17 protein-coding genes are annotated in these 18,130 nt (G+C 70.3%); 15 read left to right on the forward strand and 2 right to left on the reverse strand.

The features are described 5' to 3' along the window. Nucleotides 1-13: 13 nt before the first annotated feature. The 12 genes from GXP76_RS15445 (at nt 14) to GXP76_RS15500 (ending at nt 12,787) form a co-directional block, all read left to right on the forward strand. Complete coding sequence (locus GXP76_RS15445; protein WP_242572085.1) at nt 14-556, forward strand: hypothetical protein; 543 nt, start codon at nt 14-16, stop codon at nt 554-556. A 197-nt stretch (nt 557-753) separates the two neighbouring features. Beyond that, nucleotides 754-1,602: a pyridoxal 5'-phosphate synthase lyase subunit PdxS gene (pdxS, locus tag GXP76_RS15450; protein ID WP_242572110.1), complete on the forward strand. Its 849-nt coding sequence runs from the start codon at nt 754-756 to the stop codon at nt 1,600-1,602. Further along, nucleotides 1,592-2,197, forward strand: coding sequence for a pyridoxal 5'-phosphate synthase glutaminase subunit PdxT (pdxT, locus tag GXP76_RS15455; protein WP_308354141.1), 606 nt, complete (start codon nt 1,592-1,594; stop codon nt 2,195-2,197). Before pdxS ends, pdxT begins: the two co-directional genes overlap by 11 nt. Before the next feature lie 62 nt (nt 2,198-2,259). Next, nucleotides 2,260-3,012 (forward strand): YebC/PmpR family DNA-binding transcriptional regulator, encoded by a 753-nt coding sequence (locus GXP76_RS15460; RefSeq protein ID WP_164249023.1) that lies wholly within the window; start codon nt 2,260-2,262, stop codon nt 3,010-3,012. A 187-nt stretch (nt 3,013-3,199) separates the two neighbouring features. Further along, nucleotides 3,200-3,757 (forward strand): crossover junction endodeoxyribonuclease RuvC, encoded by a 558-nt coding sequence (gene ruvC, locus GXP76_RS15465; protein ID WP_242572086.1) that lies wholly within the window; start codon nt 3,200-3,202, stop codon nt 3,755-3,757. Beyond that, nucleotides 3,754-4,377, forward strand: coding sequence for a Holliday junction branch migration protein RuvA (gene ruvA / locus GXP76_RS15470; protein ID WP_242572087.1), 624 nt, complete (start codon nt 3,754-3,756; stop codon nt 4,375-4,377). The genes ruvC and ruvA overlap by 4 nt, the downstream gene beginning before the upstream one ends. A 96-nt stretch (nt 4,378-4,473) precedes the next feature. Next, entirely contained in the window at nt 4,474-5,595 is a 1,122-nt protein-coding gene (gene ruvB, locus GXP76_RS15475; RefSeq protein WP_374361158.1) for a Holliday junction branch migration DNA helicase RuvB, read from the forward strand. A gap of 164 nt (nt 5,596-5,759) precedes the next feature. Next, nucleotides 5,760-6,251, forward strand: a complete 492-nt coding sequence (gene yajC / locus GXP76_RS15480) for a preprotein translocase subunit YajC (protein WP_078078305.1) — start codon at nt 5,760-5,762, stop codon at nt 6,249-6,251. A gap of 144 nt (nt 6,252-6,395) precedes the next feature. Next, a complete protein-coding gene (secD, locus tag GXP76_RS15485) occupies nt 6,396-8,198 on the forward strand; it encodes a protein translocase subunit SecD (protein WP_242572088.1) in 1,803 nt (600 codons plus the stop codon). A gap of 1 nt (nt 8,199) precedes the next feature. Continuing rightward, nucleotides 8,200-9,339 (forward strand): protein translocase subunit SecF, encoded by a 1,140-nt coding sequence (secF, locus tag GXP76_RS15490; RefSeq protein ID WP_242572089.1) that lies wholly within the window; start codon nt 8,200-8,202, stop codon nt 9,337-9,339. Further along, the gene (locus tag GXP76_RS15495; protein ID WP_242572090.1) at nt 9,336-9,881 is read left to right on the forward strand and encodes an adenine phosphoribosyltransferase; all 546 of its coding nucleotides are present in this window, start codon (nt 9,336-9,338) and stop codon (nt 9,879-9,881) included. Before secF ends, GXP76_RS15495 begins: the two co-directional genes overlap by 4 nt. Nucleotides 9,882-10,156: 275 nt before the next feature. Then, nucleotides 10,157-12,787, forward strand: coding sequence for a bifunctional (p)ppGpp synthetase/guanosine-3',5'-bis(diphosphate) 3'-pyrophosphohydrolase (locus GXP76_RS15500; RefSeq protein ID WP_242572091.1), 2,631 nt, complete (start codon nt 10,157-10,159; stop codon nt 12,785-12,787). Nucleotides 12,788-12,853: 66 nt separating this feature from the next. Here GXP76_RS15500 and GXP76_RS15505 read toward each other — a convergent pair whose 3' ends face one another. Both GXP76_RS15505 and GXP76_RS15510 read right to left on the reverse strand, forming a co-directional pair. Continuing rightward, nucleotides 12,854-14,083, reverse strand: coding sequence for a DUF349 domain-containing protein (locus GXP76_RS15505; RefSeq protein ID WP_242572092.1), 1,230 nt, complete (start codon nt 14,081-14,083; stop codon nt 12,854-12,856). Nucleotides 14,084-14,331: 248 nt separating this feature from the next. Beyond that, on the reverse strand, nt 14,332-15,120 hold the full coding sequence (locus tag GXP76_RS15510; protein ID WP_242572093.1) for a peptidylprolyl isomerase: 789 nt from the start codon (nt 15,118-15,120) through the stop codon (nt 14,332-14,334). A 191-nt stretch (nt 15,121-15,311) separates the two neighbouring features. Between GXP76_RS15510 and GXP76_RS15515 the strand changes: the two genes are divergently transcribed. From GXP76_RS15515 to GXP76_RS15525, 3 genes are all read left to right on the forward strand, one after another. After that, nucleotides 15,312-16,025, forward strand: coding sequence for an MBL fold metallo-hydrolase (locus tag GXP76_RS15515; protein WP_242572094.1), 714 nt, complete (start codon nt 15,312-15,314; stop codon nt 16,023-16,025). Nucleotides 16,026-16,038: 13 nt separating this feature from the next. Then, nucleotides 16,039-17,301 (forward strand): histidine--tRNA ligase, encoded by a 1,263-nt coding sequence (gene hisS / locus GXP76_RS15520; RefSeq protein WP_242572095.1) that lies wholly within the window; start codon nt 16,039-16,041, stop codon nt 17,299-17,301. A gap of 155 nt (nt 17,302-17,456) precedes the next feature. Then, nucleotides 17,457-18,092 (forward strand): vitamin K epoxide reductase family protein, encoded by a 636-nt coding sequence (locus GXP76_RS15525; protein ID WP_242572096.1) that lies wholly within the window; start codon nt 17,457-17,459, stop codon nt 18,090-18,092. The last annotated feature ends 38 nt before the right edge of the window (nt 18,093-18,130 follow it).

Genomic DNA, 18,130 nt, shown 5'->3' on the forward strand with positions numbered 1-18,130 from the left:
TAGCCTGCCGTGCGTGACCGAAACCCTGATCTGGATCTTCGCCGGGCTGTTGGCGATCGGCCTCTACCTCAGCTGGACCGCCGGCCGCCTCGACCGCCTCCACTCACGGATCGACGCCGCACGCGCCTCCCTCGACGCCCAACTGCTGCGCCGCGCCTCGGTCGCCCAGGAACTGGCCACCGCCGGTGTCCTCGATCCCGCGGCCTCGATCGTGCTCTACCAGGGCGCGCACGCCGCGCGCCAGGCAGAGGAGGAGCACCGCGAGGTCGCCGAGAGCGAGCTGAGCGAGGCGCTGCGGGCCGTGTTCGGGGAGGTCGCGCAGGTCGAGGCCGTACGCGAGGCCCCCGGCGGAGAGGAGGCCGCGACCGAGCTGGCCGCCGCCGTGCGCCGCGTTCCCATGGCCCGGCGCTTCCACAACGACTCCGTACGCGCGGCGCGCGCCCTGCGACGGCACCGCACCGTCCGCTGGTTCCGCCTCGCCGGCCACGCGCCGTTCCCGCTCGCCTTCGAGATGGACGACGAGCCGCCGGTCGCCCTCGCCGACCGCCCCCAGTAGCGCGCCGCCCCGCAGGCCGGAGGCCGAGAACGATCCACCGGCCTCCCATTGGCCCTTGCTGTGGACTGGTCCGGAGAGGTTTGCTCACCACGTCGAACCGCTCCCTTCCCGTTCCCCAGTGAGGTCCTCCCGTGTCCAGCACGCTTCCCACCCCCGGCCAGACCCCCGAGACCGGCACCGCGCGCGTGAAGCGCGGCATGGCCGAGCAGCTCAAGGGCGGCGTGATCATGGATGTCGTCACGCCCGAGCAGGCGAAGATCGCCGAGGACGCCGGCGCGGTCGCCGTGATGGCGCTGGAGCGCGTTCCCGCCGACATCCGTAAGGACGGTGGCGTCGCGCGGATGTCCGACCCCGACATGATCGACGGCATCATCGAGGCCGTCTCGATCCCGGTGATGGCCAAGTCCCGCATCGGCCACTTCGTCGAGGCCCAGGTACTCCAGTCGCTCGGCGTCGACTACATCGACGAGTCCGAGGTGCTGACCCCGGCCGACGAGGTCAACCACGCGGACAAGTGGGCCTTCACCACGCCGTTCGTCTGCGGCGCCACCAACCTGGGCGAGGCCCTGCGCCGTATCGCCGAGGGTGCGGCCATGATCCGCTCCAAGGGCGAGGCCGGTACCGGCAACGTCGTCGAGGCCGTCCGCCACCTGCGCCAGATCAAGAACGAGATCGCCAGGCTCCGCGGCTACGACGACAACGAGCTGTACGCGGCCGCGAAGGAGCTGCGCGCCCCGTACGAGATCGTCAAGGAGGTCGCCGCACTGGGCAAGCTGCCCGTCGTGCTGTTCTCCGCGGGCGGTGTGGCCACCCCGGCGGACGCCGCGCTGATGCGCCAGCTCGGCGCCGAGGGCGTCTTCGTCGGCTCCGGCATCTTCAAGTCCGGCGACCCCGCCAAGCGCGCCGCCGCCATCGTCAAGGCCACCACCTTCTACGACGACCCCAAGATCGTCGCGGACGCCTCGCGCAACCTCGGCGAGGCCATGGTCGGCATCAACATCGACACCCTGCCCGAGTCCGAGCACTACGCGAACCGTGGCTGGTGACCAGGGCGCCGCGCGCGGCCCGCTGATCGGCGTCCTGGCCCTCCAGGGCGACGTAAGGGAGCATCTGGCCGCCCTGGCGGCGGCCGGCGCGGTGCCCACGACCGTACGGCGGCCGGACGAACTGGCCGCCGTCGACGGCCTGGTGATCCCCGGCGGCGAGTCCACGACCATGTCCAAACTGGCCGTCCTCTTCGGGATGCTGGAGCCGCTGCGCGAGCGCGTACGCGCCGGGATGCCGGTCTACGGCACCTGCGCCGGCATGATCCTGCTCGCCGAGAAGATCCTCGACCCGCGCTCGGGTCAGGAGACGGTCGGCGGGATCGACATGATCGTCCGCAGGAACGCCTTCGGGCGGCAGAACGAGTCCTTCGAGGCGGCGGTCGACGTCGCGGGTGTGGGACCGGTCGACGGGGTCTTCATCCGGGCGCCGTGGGTCGAGTCCGTGGGCGCCGGGGTGGAGGTGCTCGCCGAGCACGGCGGGCATGTCGTCGCCGTACGGCAGGGCGGCGCCCTCGCCACCGCCTTCCACCCCGAACTCACCGGCGACCACCGGCTGCACGGCTTCTTCACCGAGATGGTGCGCTCCGCGGGGTGAGGGGATCCCGGTAGGATCTCTGCCGAACGGAGCAGGATTGGTTACGCGAAGGAGACAGGCAGATGTCCGGCCACTCTAAATGGGCTACGACGAAGCACAAGAAGGCCGTGATCGACGCCAAGCGCGGCAAGCTCTTCGCGAAGCTGATCAAGAACATCGAGGTCGCCGCGCGCACCGGCGGCGCCGACGTCGACGGTAATCCGACCCTTTTCGACGCCATCCAGAAGGCGAAGAAGAGCTCGGTGCCGAACAAGAACATCGACTCGGCCGTCAAGCGCGGCGCCGGCCTGGAGGCCGGTGGCGCCGACTACGAGACGATCATGTACGAGGGCTACGGACCCAACGGTGTCGCCGTCCTCATCGAGTGCCTCACCGACAACCGCAACCGCGCCGCGTCCGACGTCCGCGTCGCGATGACCCGCAACGGCGGCTCGATGGCCGACCCCGGCTCCGTGTCGTACCTGTTCCACCGCAAGGGTGTCGTGATCGTCCCCAAGGGCGAGCTGGGCGAGGACGACGTCCTGGGCGCCGTCCTCGACGCGGGCGCCGAGGAGGTCAACGACCTCGGTGAGTCCTTCGAGGTGCTCAGCGAGGCCACCGACCTGGTCGAGGTCCGCACGGCGCTCCAGCAGGCCGGCATCGACTACGACTCGGCCGACACCAACTTCGTCCCGACCATGCAGGTCGAGCTCGACGAGGACGGCGCACGGAAGATCTTCAAGCTGATCGACGCGCTGGAGGACAGCGACGACGTGCAGAACGTCTTCGCCAACTTCGACGTCTCGGACGACGTCATGGAGAAGGTCGACGCCTGACCCGCGGACACCGGCGGCGCGCGGTCGCCGGCGCCGGCGAGGCTTCACACGGCGGGCCGACGGGGACACACCTCCCGTCGGCCCGCCGCGTTGTCGGTGCCGACCGATACTGTGCTGATCAGGGGTTCTGACACACCGGCAGAACGTGTGATCGAGCGGGACCGAGAGTGCGAGGGGGAGGGGCGCGATGCGGGTACTGGGCGTGGATCCCGGACTGACGCGGTGCGGTGTCGGCGTCGTCGAAGGCGTCGCGGGGCGCCCGCTGACGATGCTCGGCGTCGGAGTGGTGCGTACGTCCGCCGACGCGGACCTCGGATCGCGCCTGGTCGGCATCGAGCGGGGCGTGGAAGCGTGGCTTGACGAGCACCGGCCCGAACTGGTCGCCGTGGAGCGGGTGTTCAGCCAGCACAACGTCCGTACGGTGATGGGGACGGCCCAGGCCAGCGCCGTCGCCATGCTCTGCGCCGCACGCCGCGGCATCCCCGTCGCCCTGCACACACCCAGTGAGGTCAAGGCCGCCGTCACGGGCAGCGGACGCGCCGACAAGGCGCAGGTCGGCGCCATGGTGACCCGGCTGCTGCGCCTGGACGCCCCGCCGAAACCGGCAGACGCGGCCGACGCCCTCGCCCTGGCCATCTGTCACATCTGGCGCGCCCCCGCGGTCAACCGCCTCCAGCAGGCGCACGCCGCGGCCAGGTCGCCCCGCTCCTCCGGCAACGTACCCGTACGGAAGGTCCCCCGATGATCGCCTTCGTCAGCGGCCCGGTGGCCGCGCTCGCCCCGACCACCGCGGTGATCGAGGTCGGCGGTGTCGGCATGCTGGTCCAGTGCACGCCGGCCACCCTCGCCGGGCTGCGGACCGGCGAGGAGGCCAGGATCGCCACCTCGCTGGTCGTCCGGGAGGACTCGCTCACGCTGTACGGCTTCGCCGACGACGACGAGCGCCAGACCTTCGAGCTGCTCCAAACCGCGAGCGGTGTCGGCCCGCGGCTGGCGCAGGCGATGCTCGCGGTGCACGCCCCCGACACGCTGCGCGCCGCCGTCGCCACGGGTGACGAGAAGACGCTGACCGCCGTCCCCGGCATCGGCAAGAAGGGCGCCCAGAAGCTGCTGCTGGAGCTGAAGGACCGCCTCGGCGAACCTCTCGGTACACACATCGGCAGACAGGGCGCCGCGCCCGCACCCGCGTCCTGGAGCGATCAGCTCCACTCGGCGCTGATCGGTCTCGGGTACGCGACGAGGGAGGCCGACGAGGCCGTCGCGCTGGTCGCGCCCCAGGCGGAGGCCGCGATCGAGGCGGGCGAGGCCCCCGCCGTACCGCGACTCCTGCGCGCCGCGCTCCAGTCGCTCAACCGGACACGCTGACCCGGACACGCCGCCCCCCGCCACGCCGGCCGGCCCGCGCCGGCCGCACTCCACGGGACCGTCCACGGACGTCCCGATTCCACGAGGTGATCCACAGTGAACTGGGACGACAGCCGCAGCGGGACGCCGGGAGGCGGCCCCCCGGCGGACCCGACCGGCGGACCCGACCCGGCCGACGGGTCGGACCGGCTGGTCGCCGCGTCGGCCGACGGCGAGGACCAGGCGGTCGAGGCGGCGCTGCGGCCCAAGTCGCTGGACGAGTTCGTCGGGCAGGAGCGCGTACGGGAACAGCTCGACCTCGTCCTGAAGGCGGCTCTCGCCCGGGGCGCCACCGCCGACCACGTCCTGCTCTCCGGCGCCCCCGGCCTCGGCAAGACCACCCTCTCCATGATCATCGCCGCCGAGATGGGCGCCCCCATCCGCATCACCTCGGGCCCCGCCATCCAGCACGCGGGCGACCTCGCCGCGATCCTCTCCTCCCTCCAGGAGGGCGAGGTCCTCTTCCTCGACGAGATCCACCGGATGTCCCGGCCCGCCGAGGAGATGCTCTACATGGCCATGGAGGACTTCCGCGTCGACGTCATCGTCGGCAAGGGCCCCGGCGCCACCGCCATCCCGCTGGAGCTGCCGCCGTTCACCCTTGTGGGCGCCACCACCAGGGCCGGGCTGCTGCCGCCCCCGCTGCGCGACCGCTTCGGTTTCACCGCGCAGATGGAGTTCTACGAGCCCGCCGAGCTGGAACGGGTGATCCACCGCTCCGCACACCTGCTCGACCTGGAGATCGACACGGACGGGGCGGCCGAGATCGCCGGCCGCTCACGGGGCACGCCCCGGATCGCCAACCGGCTGCTGCGCCGGGTCCGCGACTACGCACAGGTCAAGGCCGAGGGCTGGATCAACCGTGACATCGCCGCGGTAGCCCTTCGGGTGTACGAGGTCGACGAAAGGGGCCTCGACCGCCTGGACCGCGCCGTCCTCCAAGCCCTGCTCAAACTGTTCGGCGGAGGACCGGTCGGACTGTCGACCCTCGCCGTCGCGGTGGGTGAGGAGCGCGAGACGGTCGAGGAGGTCGCCGAGCCCTTCCTCGTACGGGAGGGGCTGCTCGCCCGTACACCGCGCGGCCGGGTGGCGACCCCCGCCGCATGGGCGCACCTCGGGCTCACACCGCCCCGGCCGGCGCCGGGCGCAAGCGGACAACCGGGGCTGTTCGGGGCGTGAGCGAGCGGTCACTCGCCCAGGCAGGAACCCCGCTGCCATGCCGGGCGTTGTTCCATTGATGCGGACTCGCTTAGACTCCGCCGATGCCGCCCGTAACGGTCGGCTACCCACCCCCGTATACGAGGCCGCCCGACAGCGCGGTCGTGCGAAGGAAGTTCCCTCCCGTGAGTATCGTGACCCTCCTCCCCTTCATCGTGCTCATCGGGGCCATGTTCCTGATGACCCGGTCCGCCAAGAAGAAGCAGCAGGCCGCCGCGCAGATGCGCGACGAGATGCAGCCCGGCACCGGTGTCCGGACGATCGGGGGCATGTACGCCACCGTCAAGGAAGTTCACGACGACACGGTCCTCCTTGAGGTCGCCCCGGCCGTCCACGCCGTGTACGCGAAGAACTCCATCGGCGCGGTCCTCACCGACGCGGAGTACAACCGCATCGTGCACGGCGACGAGGAGGAGCTGGAGGACGACGCTCCCGTCGTCCCCGACGACGCCTCCTCGCTGACCGAGGACGACGACGCTCCCAAGCTCGACCTGGGCAAGAAGGACGACGCTGCCGCCCCGGCCGACGACGTCGAGGCGCCCAAGGCCGACGCGGACGCCGAGAAGGCCGAGTCCGCCAAGGACGGCAAGGCCGACGGCGAGAGCGGCGCGAAGTAGTCACACCCGGTACCGCGGTGCGCCCCCGGGCGCACCGCGGCTCCCGGAGCATGCCGACATTCGCGTGAGCAGGTCCCCACAACACTTCGTTGCCGCTCCGTCGCTCACCCGGCGTGGGGCGGTTGGACAGGGAGAAACGAAAAGGTGGCAGCACCTCAGAAGGGCCGAAGGCAGACGGGGGCCCCGGGAAAGCCGGGGCGCACCCTGATTCTGTTCCTGATCGCGATGATCGCCCTCGTCGGAGGGATGTTCGGGGCCGGCGAGCTCACGCCGCGCCTCGGCATCGACCTCGCCGGTGGTACGACCATCACGCTCAAGGCCAAGAGCTCGCCCGGCCAGGCGAACGCGGTCAACGAGACCAACATGAACACCGCGGTCGGCATCATCGAGCGTCGTGTGAATGGTCTCGGCGTTCAGGAGGCCGAGGTTCAGACCCAGGGATCCGACAACATCATTGTCAACATCCCCAAGGGCACGAACTCCCAGCAGGCTCGTGAGCAGGTCGGCACCACCGCCCAGCTGTACTTCCGGCCGGTCCTGACCCTCGGCCCGGGTGACCCCGCCGCGCAGCAGCCGCCGCCGGACGCCAGCCCGGCCCCGAGCGCCGATTCGTCGAAGAGCCCCAGCCCCTCGGGCGGCGACAAGGACGGCGACAAGCCGGACAAGGAGTCGGCGGACCCGCCGGCGGCCGAGGCTCCCAGCGCCTCCGAGACGACCCAGGGCCGAGCCCTGACGGAGGACCTGAAGGCCGACGCGACGCCCACGCCGTCCGGCTCCGGGAAGCCCGACCCCTCCGGCAGCCCGTCGGCCAGCGAGCCCGCGACGCCGCCGGCCGACCCCGCGACCGAGAAGCTCCAGGCCGATTTCGTCGCGCTCGACTGCACGAACGAGAAGGCCAGGGGCGCCCTCGGGGACAACGCGAAGCCGGGTGAGCCGACGCTCGCCTGCGGTGAGAACGACGGAGTCTGGGAGAAGTACATCCTCGGCCCCGCCGAGGTGGGCGGCAAGGACGTCGACGACGCCAACGCCACCATCAACCAGCAGACCGGCCAGTGGATCGTCCAGATGGACTTCACGGGCGGTGGCTCGAAGAAGTTCCAGTCGATCACCAGCAAGCTCTCGCAGCAGCAGGCCCCGCAGAACCAGTTCGCCATCGTCCTCGACGGTGAGGTCGTCTCGGCGCCCTCGGTGCGCCAGACGCTGAGCGCCAACGCCGAGATCTCCGGCAACTTCACCCAGGAGTCCGCGCAGGACCTGGGCAACATCCTGTCGTACGGCGCCCTCCCGCTCACCTTCCAGGAGGAGACCGTCACCACGGTCACCGCCGCGCTCGGCGGTGAGCAGCTGGAGGCCGGTCTGATCGCCGGCGCCATCGGTCTCGCCCTGGTGATCATCTACCTGGTGCTCTACTACCGGGGTCTCGCGCTCATCGCCATCGTCAGCCTCCTGGCCTCGGCGGTCATGACGTACGCGATCATGACCCTGCTCGGACCGGGTATCGGCTTCGCCCTCAACCTCCCCGCGGTGTGTGGTGCGATCGTTGCGATCGGTATCACGGCGGACTCGTTCATCGTGTACTTCGAACGCATCCGTGACGAGATCAGAGAGGGCCGTACGCTCCGGCCCGCCGTCGAACGCGCCTGGCCGAGGGCCCGGCGCACGATCCTGGTCTCCGACTTCGTGTCGTTCCTCGCCGCGGCCGTGCTGTTCACCGTCACCGTCGGCAAGGTCCAGGGCTTCGCGTTCACGCTCGGCCTGACCACGCTGCTCGACGTCGTCGTCGTGTTCTTCTTCACGAAGCCGATAATGACGCTGCTCGCCCGCACGAAGTTCTTCTCGGGCGGTGGTTCGTGGTCCGGTCTCGACCCGAAGCGCCTCGGGGCCAAACCACCGTTGCGTCGCAGCCCCCGCCGTCTCAGCGCCCCCATCGACCCGAAGGAGGCGTGAGATGTCTCGACTCGGCGATCTCGGCGCCCGGCTCTACCGCGGCGAAGTCGGTTACGACTTCGTCGGGAAGCGCAAGTTCTGGTACGCGATCTCGATCCTCATCACCATCGCGGCCATCGCGGGCCTCGCGGTGCGCGGGCTCAACATGGGCATCGAGTTCAAGGGCGGTGCCGTCTTCAACACCCCGAAGACGAGCATCTCCGTGGCGGCGGCGCAGGACCACGCGGAAGAGGCCTCCGGCCACGACGCGATCGTCCAGAAGCTCGGCAACGGCGGACTGCGCATCCAGGTCACCGAGCTGAACACGGCACAGGCCGACAAGGTCCAGGCCCAGCTCTCCAAGGACCTGAACATCCCCCAGGAGAAGATCAACGCCGACCTGGTCGGTCCGAGCTGGGGCAAGCAGATCGCCAACAAGGCGTGGATGGGTCTCGGGATCTTCATGATCCTGGTGGTGATCTATCTCGCGATCGCCTTCGAGTGGCGCATGGCGGTCGCCGCGCTGATCGCCCTGATCCACGACCTCACGATCACGGTCGGTGTGTACGCCCTGGTCGGCTTCGAGGTCACCCCGGGTACGGTGATCGGTCTGCTGACCATTCTCGGTTACTCCCTCTACGACACGGTGGTGGTCTTCGACAGCCTCAAGGAGGGGTCGAAGGACATCACCAAGCAGACGCGCTTCACCTACAGCGAGGTCGCCAACCGCAGCATCAACTCGACCCTGGTGCGTTCCATCAACACCACCGTGGTCGCGCTGCTGCCGGTCGCCGGTCTGCTGTTCATCGGTGGCGGTGTCCTCGGCGCCGGCATGCTGAACGACATCTCGCTGTCGCTGTTCGTCGGCCTCGCCGCCGGCGCGTACTCGTCGATCTTCATCGCCACTCCGCTGGTCGCCGACCTCAAGGAGCGCGAGCCGTCGATCAGGGCGCTGAAGAAGCGGGTCCTCGCCAAGCGCAAGGCCGCCGCGGCCAAGGGCGAGGCGCCCGACTTCTCGGACGAGAGCCCGGACGAGCCGAGGGGTGCGGAGCCGGAGGACGGTGAGCCCTCGGAGCGGGACATCCCGCCCGCCGCCGTCGTCGCGGGTCCCCGCGGTCACGGCGGCCGTGGCCGCGGCCGTCCGTCGGGGAAGCGTCGATGACCGACGACAGCACGAGGGAACTGCTCCTCAGCAGGATCCGTGACGTGCTCGACTATCCGAAGCCGGGCGTGACGTTCAAGGACATCACGCCGCTGCTCGCGGATCCGAAGGCGTTCACGGTGCTGACCGACGCGCTCGTGGAGCTGTCGGTGCGGCACGGCGCCACGAAGATCGTCGGCCTGGAGGCGCGCGGCTTCATCCTGGCCGCGCCGGTCGCGGTACGGGCCGGTATCGGCTTCATCCCCGTCCGCAAGGTGGGGAAGCTGCCCGGTGCGACGCTGTCGCAGGCATACGACCTGGAGTACGGCAGCGCCGAGATCGAGGTCCACGCCGAGGACCTCCAGGAGGGCGACCGCGTCATCGTCATCGACGACGTGCTCGCCACCGGCGGCACGGCCGGGGCCTCGATCGAGCTCGTGCGCCGGGCCGGCGCCGAGGTGGTGGCCGTGGCCGTCCTGCTGGAGCTGGGTTTCCTGGGCGGCAGGGGCCGGCTGGAGCCGCATCTGCTCGGCGCTCCGCTGGAGGCACTGATCGAGGTCTGACCCCGCCCTGTCACGGGTGACGAGATATCGCCGTGACGAAATACGGCATAAGCGGACGCTCCGGGAATTCCGCCCGGAGCGTCCGCGTTCTCTTCTCGTCGGCCCGGAATGGTTTCGCGACCCCCCGGCAGGTGCTCCGACGAGCCAGGCGGGGGAGCGGAAGGGCGTGTGCGCGCCCGCGCGAGCACCGGTCTCGTGAGCACCGGCGCGACGGGGTCGATACCATGGCCGTTCCGGACCTGACCGGGGGACCCGGAAACGCACGAGGAGCGCTCTTGCCAGACGAGGCCCAGCCACTCGCCGCCGCCCAGCCCGATCCGCACGCAGACCAGGCCACCGCGGCGCCTGCCACGCCGCAGAAACCGGCGGACGGGGCGGGAGGGGCTGCGCGGACGCCTGCCGAACGCAACGGCTCCCGGCGCACCGGATCCGGACGCAACGGATCCGAGCCGGCGCGGAGCGCGTCCGAGCCTCGGGACCCGGCGACCGGACCGGCACCGGCGCCCGCCCCGGCGCCCGCACCCGGCTCCTCTGCCGCGAAGAACCGGCTCCCGGTCCCCGTCACCGCCCCCAAGCCCGCCTCGGCCGCCCCCTCGCGCTCCGGCGGGTCCTCCAACCGGGTACGCGCCCGGCTGGCCCGTCTCGGAGTCCAGCGCTCGTCGCCGTACAACCCGGTCCTCGAACCGCTGCTGCGCACCGTACGCAGCAACGACCCCAAGATCGAGACCGCCGTACTGCGCCAGATCGAACGCGCCTACCAGGTCGCCGAGCGCTGGCACCGCGGCCAGAAGCGCAAGAGCGGCGACCCGTACATCACCCACCCCCTCGCCGTGACGACGATCCTCGCCGAACTGGGGATGGACCCGGCCACACTGATGGCGGGGCTGCTGCACGACACCGTCGAGGACACCGAGTACGGCCTGGACACGCTCCGCAAGGACTTCGGCGACCAGGTCGCCCTCCTGGTCGACGGCGTGACCAAGCTCGACAAGGTCAAGTTCGGCGAGGCCGCCCAGGCCGAGACCGTACGCAAGATGGTCGTCGCCATGGCCAAGGACCCGCGCGTCCTGGTCATCAAGCTCGCCGACCGGCTCCACAACATGCGCACCATGCGCTACCTCAAGCGGGAGAAGCAGGAGAAGAAGGCCCGCGAGACGCTGGAGATCTACGCCCCGCTCGCCCATCGCCTGGGCATGAACACCATCAAGTGGGAGCTGGAGGACCTCGCCTTCGCGATCCTCTACCCCAAGATGTACGACGAGATCGTCCGGCTCGTCGCCGAGCGGGCGCCCAAGCGCGACGAGTACCTGGCCATAGTGACCGACGAGGTCCAGTCCGATCTGCGCGCCGCCCGCATCAAGGCGACCGTCACCGGCAGGCCCAAGCACTACTACAGCGTCTACCAGAAGATGATCGTGCGGGGCCGGGACTTCGCCGAGATCTACGACCTGGTGGGAATCAGGGTCCTCGTCGACACCGTCCGCGACTGCTACGCGGCGCTCGGCACCGTCCACGCCCGGTGGAATCCGGTACCGGGGCGGTTCAAGGACTACATCGCGATGCCCAAGTTCAACATGTACCAGTCGCTGCACACGACGGTCATCGGACCCAGCGGCAAGCCCGTCGAGCTCCAGATCCGTACGTTCGACATGCACCGCCGCGCCGAGTACGGCATCGCCGCGCACTGGAAGTACAAGCAGGAGGCCGTCGCCGGGGCGTCCAAGGTCCGCACCGACGTACCCAAGAACGCCGGCAAGGGCGCGGGCCAGGACACCGTCAACGACATGGCGTGGCTGCGCCAGCTGCTCGACTGGCAGAAGGAGACCGAGGACCCCAGCGAGTTCCTGGAGTCCCTGCGTTTCGACCTGTCGCGCAACGAGGTCTTCGTCTTCACGCCCAAGGGCGACGTCATAGCGCTGCCGGCCGGGGCCACCCCCGTCGACTTCGCCTACGCCGTCCATACGGAGGTCGGCCACCGCACCATAGGGGCGCGGGTCAACGGGCGGCTCGTCCCCCTCGAATCGACCCTCGACAACGGCGACCTGGTGGAGGTCTTCACCTCCAAGGCGTCGGGCGCCGGACCCTCCAGGGACTGGCTGGGCTTCGTCAAGTCACCCCGGGCCAGGAACAAGATCCGCGCGTGGTTCTCCAAGGAACGCCGCGACGAGGCGATCGAGCACGGCAAGGACGCCATCGCCAAGGCGATGCGCAAGCAGAACCTGCCGATCCAGCGGATCCTCACCGGCGACTCGCTCGTCACGCTCGCGCACGAGATGCGCTACCCCGACATCTCGTCCCTGTACGCGGCGATCGGCGAGGGCCATGTCGCCGCGCAGGGCGTCGTACAGAAACTCGTGCAGGCCCTCGGCGGCGAGGAGGCCGCCAACGAGGACATCGCCGAGAGCGCCCCACCCTCGCGCGGACGCTCCAAGCGCCGCTCCAGCAGCGACCCCGGAGTGGTCGTCAAGGGCGTCGAGGACGTGTGGGTGAAGCTCGCCCGCTGCTGCACGCCGGTCCCGGGCGATCCGATCATCGGCTTCGTCACGCGAGGCAGCGGTGTCTCCGTACACCGCGCGGACTGCGTCAACGTCGACTCCCTGTCGCAGCAGCCCGAACGGATCCTCGAAGTCGAGTGGGCGCCCACCCAGTCGTCGGTCTTCCTCGTCGCCATCCAGGTCGAGGCCCTGGACCGCTCCCGGCTGCTCTCCGACGTCACGCGCGTCCTGTCCGACCAGCACGTCAACATTCTCTCGGCGGCCGTCCAGACGTCCCGCGACCGCGTCGCCACCTCGCGCTTCACCTTCGAGATGGGCGACCCGAAGCACCTGGGGCACGTACTGAAGGCGGTACGGGGCGTGGAGGGCGTCTACGACGTCTACCGGGTCACCTCCGCGCGCAGGCCGTAGGACACCCGACGACGGAGCGGCCCGGCGGTGGGAACACCGCCGGGCCGCTCCGTCGTACGCGTGGCGTCAGCCGCCGAACTCCTGAAGACCCTTCAGCGCCTGGTCGAGCAGGGCCTGCCGGCCTTCGAGCTCCTTCGCGAGCTTGTCCGCCCTGGCGTTGTTGCCCGAGGCACGCGCCGTGTCGATCTGCGTGCGCAGCTTGTCGACGGCCGCCTGGAGCTGGCCCGTCAGACCCGCGGCACGCGCACGCGCCTCCGGGTTCGTACGGCGCCACTCGTTCTCCTCGGACTCCTGGAGCGCCCGCTCGACGGTCTGCATCCGGCCCTCGACACGGGGCCTGGCGTCGCGCGGCACATGCCCGACCGCCTCCCAGCGTTCGTTGAGGGCCCGGAACGCGGCGCGGGCCGCCTTCAGGTCCGTCACGGGGAGCAGCCGCTCCGCCTCGGTCGCCAGCTCCTCCTTGAGCTTCAGATTCTCCGTCTGCTCCGCGTCCCGCTCGGCGAAGACCTCACCGCGGGCGGCGAAGAAGACGTCCTGGGCACCCCGGAAGCGGTTCCACAGGTCGTCCTCGGCCTCGCGCTGCGCGCGGCCCGCGGCCTTCCACTCCGTCATCAGCTCGCGGTACCGGGCCGCCGTCCCGCCCCAGTCCGTGGAGCCCGACAGCGACTCCGCCTCGGTGACCAGCTTCTCCTTGGCCTTACGGGCCTCCTCGCGCTGCGCGTCCAGCGAGGCGAAGTGCGCCTTGCGCCGCTTGGAGAACGCCGAGCGCGCGTGCGAGAAGCGGTGCCACAGCTCGTCGTCGGACTTCCGGTCGAGCCGCGGCAGGCTCTTCCAGGTGTCCACCAGCGCGCGCAGCCGCTCACCCGCGGACCGCCACTGGTCGCTCGCCGCCAGTTCCTCGGCCTCCGCGACCAGAGCCTGCTTCGACTCACGCGCGGCGTCCGTCTGCTTGGCCTTCTGGACCTTGCGCTCCTCACGGCGCGCCTCGACCGTGGCGACGAGCCCGTCGAGACGTGTACGCAGCGCGGCCAGATCCCCGACCGCGTGATGCTCGTCCACCTGCGTCCGCAGATGATCGATGGCGGACTGCGCGTCCTTGGCCGAGAGATCGGTGGTCTTCACCCGCCGTTCGAGAAGGCCGATCTCGACCACCAGGCCCTCGTACTTGCGCTCGAAGTAGGCCAGTGCCTCCTCGGGAGAGCCTGCCTGCCACGATCCGACGACCTGCTCGCCCTCGGCCGTGCGCACGTACACGGTGCCTGTCTCGTCGACACGGCCCCACGGGTCGCTGCTCACAGCGCCTCCTCCACCTGATGCCTGCGAGGGGTGCCCCCCGGGCATCGTCCACAGTTTCCTGGACGGGCCTCGCCCGCCTTCCGCGACGCGAAAGCCGATCCGCCGAAGCCGATCCGCGCGCCGCACAACGCCAATCTAGGTGACCGGCGGCCCGGCTGTCCGCACTCCGCACGGCCGAAATTCGCGGGGTCCGGCAGCGGGGCGCTCCGAGGCGCCGAGCCATGGGCCGCGCCACCGGTCACCTGCGCTCATGTCTTGTCGACGGTGCCCTTCTCGATCGTGACGGTCTTCTTCGGCGCACCGTCACCCTTGTTGTCACCGGTGACACCGCCCGCCGCGACGGCCTTCACGGTCTTCAGACCGTCGGCGTCCATCGTCCCGAACGGGGTGTACGAGGGAGGGAGCTTGGTGTCCTTCCACACGAGGAAGAACTGGCTGCCACCACTGTTCGGCTGGCCGGTATTCGCCATCGCCACGGCCCCCGCGGGGTAGGTCACCGCGCCGTCCGCGGCGGGCTTGCCGAGGGCGTCCAGGTTCTCGTCCGCGATCGTGTAGCCGGGACCGCCCGTGCCGTCGCCCTTGGGGTCGCCGCACTGGAGCACGAAGATGTTCTCCGTGGTCAGGCGGTGGCACTTGGTGCCGTCGAAGAACTTCTTGTCGGCGAGCGACTTGAAGGAGTTCACCGTCTCGGGCGTCTTCGCCGCGTCCATCTTGATACCGATGTCGCCCTGGTTGGTCTTGAGCGACATCGTGTACTCGGCCTTGGCGTCGATCGTCATCTTCGGCCCGGCGGGCTTGCTCTCGCTCGGCGACGGCGGCGCCGACGGGTTGTCCGCCGCGGTGTCCTTCTTGCCGCCGTCGTCCGTCAGACCCGCGATGGCGTACGCGCCGCCGCCCGCCGCCACCACGACGGCCAGCGCCGCGGCGATGACCGCGTTACGGCGCCGGGCCTTGTTGCGACTCTCCGCCCGGCGCTGCTGCTGCCGCTCGAACTTCTCCCTGGCAAGCTGGCGCCGGCGCTGCTCGCTGTTGACCACCGGGTCGTCTCCTCGTGTCTTCGTGGGCCCTGTCGGGCGTGGTGCCGAGGCGGTGCTGAGGGCGGTGCTCGGAACCACGTCCCATGAACGCCTGACTAGCCCCGTACGGTATATGGGTTACCTGTGTAATGAGGAGCGCCGGTAGGCTCTGATCTGCTGCAATCTCCCGACGGACGACATTTAGGACGATCGTGCTTATTGCCGGGTTCCCGGCCGGGGCCTGGGGGACCAACTGTTATCTGGTCGCCCCCGCTGCGGGCGAGGAGTGCGTGATCATCGACCCCGGCCACCAGGCCACCGAGGGCGTCGCCGAGACGATCGCCAAACACCGCCTCAAGCCCGTGGCCGTCATCCTCACCCACGGCCACATCGACCATGTCGCGTCGGTCGTCCCCGTGTGCGGCGCCCATGGCGTGCCCGCGTGGATCCACCCGTCGGACCGGTACATGATGAGCGACCCCGAGAAGGCCCTCGGCCGCTCCATCGGGATGCCGCTCATGGGCGAGCTGACCGTGGGGGAGCCCGACGACGTCAAGGAACTGGGTGACGGCGCGGAGCTGGAGCTGGCGGGCCTGCGCCTCGGCGTCGCGCACGCGCCCGGCCATACGAAGGGGTCGGTGACCTTCAGGGTGCCCGAGGCCGCGGACATCCCGTCCGTCCTCTTCTCGGGCGACCTGCTGTTCGCCGGCTCCGTCGGACGCACGGACCTGCCCGGCGGCGACCCGGCCGAGATGCTCGAATCGCTGGGCCGTGTGTGCCTGCCGCTCGACGATTCGACCGTGGTGCTGTCCGGCCACGGCCCCCAGACGACCATCGGCCGGGAGCGAGCCACCAACCCGTATCTGCGCGAGGTGGCCGCCGGCTACGGAAGCGGCGAGAGCGCCGCTCCGCGACGAGGAATGTGACGCAGCGAACCCCATGAACACCTTTCAGGCCCCCAAGGGCACCTACGACCTGCTTCCGCCGGACTCCGCCGTGTTCCTCGCGGTGCGCGAGGCGATCTCCGCACCGCTGAAGAACTCCGGTTACGGCTACATCGAGACGCCCGGCTTCGAGGACGTCGAACTCTTCGCGCGCGGTGTCGGCGAGTCCACCGACATCGTCACCAAGGAGATGTACACCCTCACCACCAAGGGCGGCTCCGAGCTGGCGCTGCGCCCCGAGGGCACGGCCTCCGTACTGCGCGCGGCGCTGGAGGCGAACCTGCACAAGGCGGGCAACCTCCCCGTCAAGCTCTGGTACTCGGGCTCGTACTACCGCTACGAGCGCCCGCAGAAGGGCCGCTACCGCCACTTCTCGCAGGTCGGCGCGGAGGCCATCGGCGCCGAGGACCCGGCGCTCGACGCCGAGCTCATCATCCTCGCCGACCAGGCCTACCGCTCACTCGGGCTGCGCGGCTTCCGCATCCTGCTGAACTCCCTGGGCGACAAGGAGTGCCGCCCCGTCTACCGGGAGGCGCTCCAGACGTTCCTGCGCGACCTCGACCTGGACGACGACACCCGCCGGCGCATCGAGATCAACCCCCTGCGGGTCCTCGACGACAAGCGCCCCGACGTCCGGCGGCAGCTCACCGGCGCCCCGAAGCTGCGCGACTACCTCTGCGAGGCGTGCCGGGCGTACCACGCGCAGGTGCGCGATCTGCTGACCGCGGCGGGTGTCGCGTACGAGGACGACGAACGGCTCGTACGGGGCCTGGACTACTACACCCGCACGACCTTCGAGTTCGTCCACGACGGCCTCGGCGCGCAGTCCGCGGTCGGCGGCGGCGGGCGCTACGACGGGCTCTCGGAGATGATCGGCGGCCCCGCGCTGCCGTCCGTCGGCTGGGCGCTCGGTGTGGACCGTACGGTGCTGGCGCTGGAGGCCGAGGGCATCACCCTCCAACTCCCGCCCGCCACCAGCGTGTTCGCGGTGCCGCTCGGCGAGGAGGCACGCCGGCTGCTGTTCGGCGTGGTCACCGAGCTGCGCCGGGCCGGGGTCGCGGCCGACTTCGCCTACGGCGGCAAGGGACTCAAGGGCGCCATGAAGAACGCCAACCGCTCGGGCGCGCGGTTCACGATCGTCGCCGGTGAGCGTGATCTCGCCGAGGGCGTCGCCCAGGTCAAGGACATGGAGAGCGGCGAGCAGAAGCCCGTACCGCTCGACGCACTGGTGGCCGACCTCACGGCGAAGCTCGCCTGACCACACGGGACGACGGAGAGGCCCCGGACACCACCGAGTGCCCGGGGCCTCTCCGCACCTCCTTATGTCCATCGAACGGTGGATACGGGCACGGGTGCGGCAGAATGGCTGAGCCCTCTGCTTCAGGTGCAGGCCACGAGTGATGGAACGGCGATATGACGAGTGCAGCGCTTGACGACGTGTCCGCCGACCGGGCGGAGCACGGCGCCACCGGTCCGATCGGGGCCGGGCGGGTGCTGGCGTGGCTGCTGGTGGTGACGGGCGCGGCGGGTGTGCTGGCGTCGTGGGTGATCACGATCGACAAGTTCAAGCTGCTGGAGGACCCGGGCTTCACGCCGGGGTGCAGTCTGAACCCGGTGGTCTCGTGCGGGAACATCATGAAGAGCGACCAGGCGTCGGCCTTCGGCTTCCCCAATCCGATGCTGGGCCTGGTGACCTACGCGGTCGTGGTGTGTGTGGGGCTGGGGCTGCTCGCGGGGGCGCGGTACCGGCGGTGGTTCTGGCTCGGGCTGAACGCCGGAATGCTCTTCGGCGTCGGTTTCTGCACCTGGCTCCAGTACCAGTCGCTGTACAACATCAGCTCACTGTGCCTGTGGTGCTGCCTCGCCTGGGTGGCGACGATCGTGATGTTCTCCTACGTCACGACGCACAACGTCACACGCGGGATCATCCCGGCCCCTCGGTGGCTGCGCGGCGCGATGGGGGAGTTCCACTGGGTGCTTCCCGTCCTGTGGACCGGGATCATCGGGATGCTCATCCTGACCCGCTGGTGGGACTTCTGGACCGGCTGACCGCGCGGGCGCCCGCCGGTCGCGCCTGCCGGGCCGCC

The sequence above is a fragment of the Streptomyces sp. NP-1717 genome, assembly GCF_022695985.1.
GTDB lineage: Bacteria > Actinomycetota > Actinomycetes > Streptomycetales > Streptomycetaceae > Streptomyces.

Excerpts from the sequence above, each read along its gene's own strand:
- secF (WP_242572089.1), top strand. The coding sequence starts at position 8,200 with ATGTCTCGACTCGGCGATCTCGGCGCCCGGCTCTACCGCGGCGAAGTC.
- hisS (WP_242572095.1), top strand. The coding sequence starts at position 16,039 with ATGAACACCTTTCAGGCCCCCAAGGGCACCTACGACCTGCTTCCGCCG.
- GXP76_RS15460 (WP_164249023.1), top strand. The coding sequence starts at position 2,260 with ATGTCCGGCCACTCTAAATGGGCTACGACGAAGCACAAGAAGGCCGTG.
- pdxS (WP_242572110.1), top strand. The coding sequence starts at position 754 with ATGGCCGAGCAGCTCAAGGGCGGCGTGATCATGGATGTCGTCACGCCC.
- ruvA (WP_242572087.1), top strand. The coding sequence starts at position 3,754 with ATGATCGCCTTCGTCAGCGGCCCGGTGGCCGCGCTCGCCCCGACCACC.
- GXP76_RS15525 (WP_242572096.1), top strand. The coding sequence starts at position 17,457 with ATGACGAGTGCAGCGCTTGACGACGTGTCCGCCGACCGGGCGGAGCAC.
- GXP76_RS15495 (WP_242572090.1), top strand. The coding sequence starts at position 9,336 with ATGACCGACGACAGCACGAGGGAACTGCTCCTCAGCAGGATCCGTGAC.
- ruvC (WP_242572086.1), top strand. The coding sequence starts at position 3,200 with ATGCGGGTACTGGGCGTGGATCCCGGACTGACGCGGTGCGGTGTCGGC.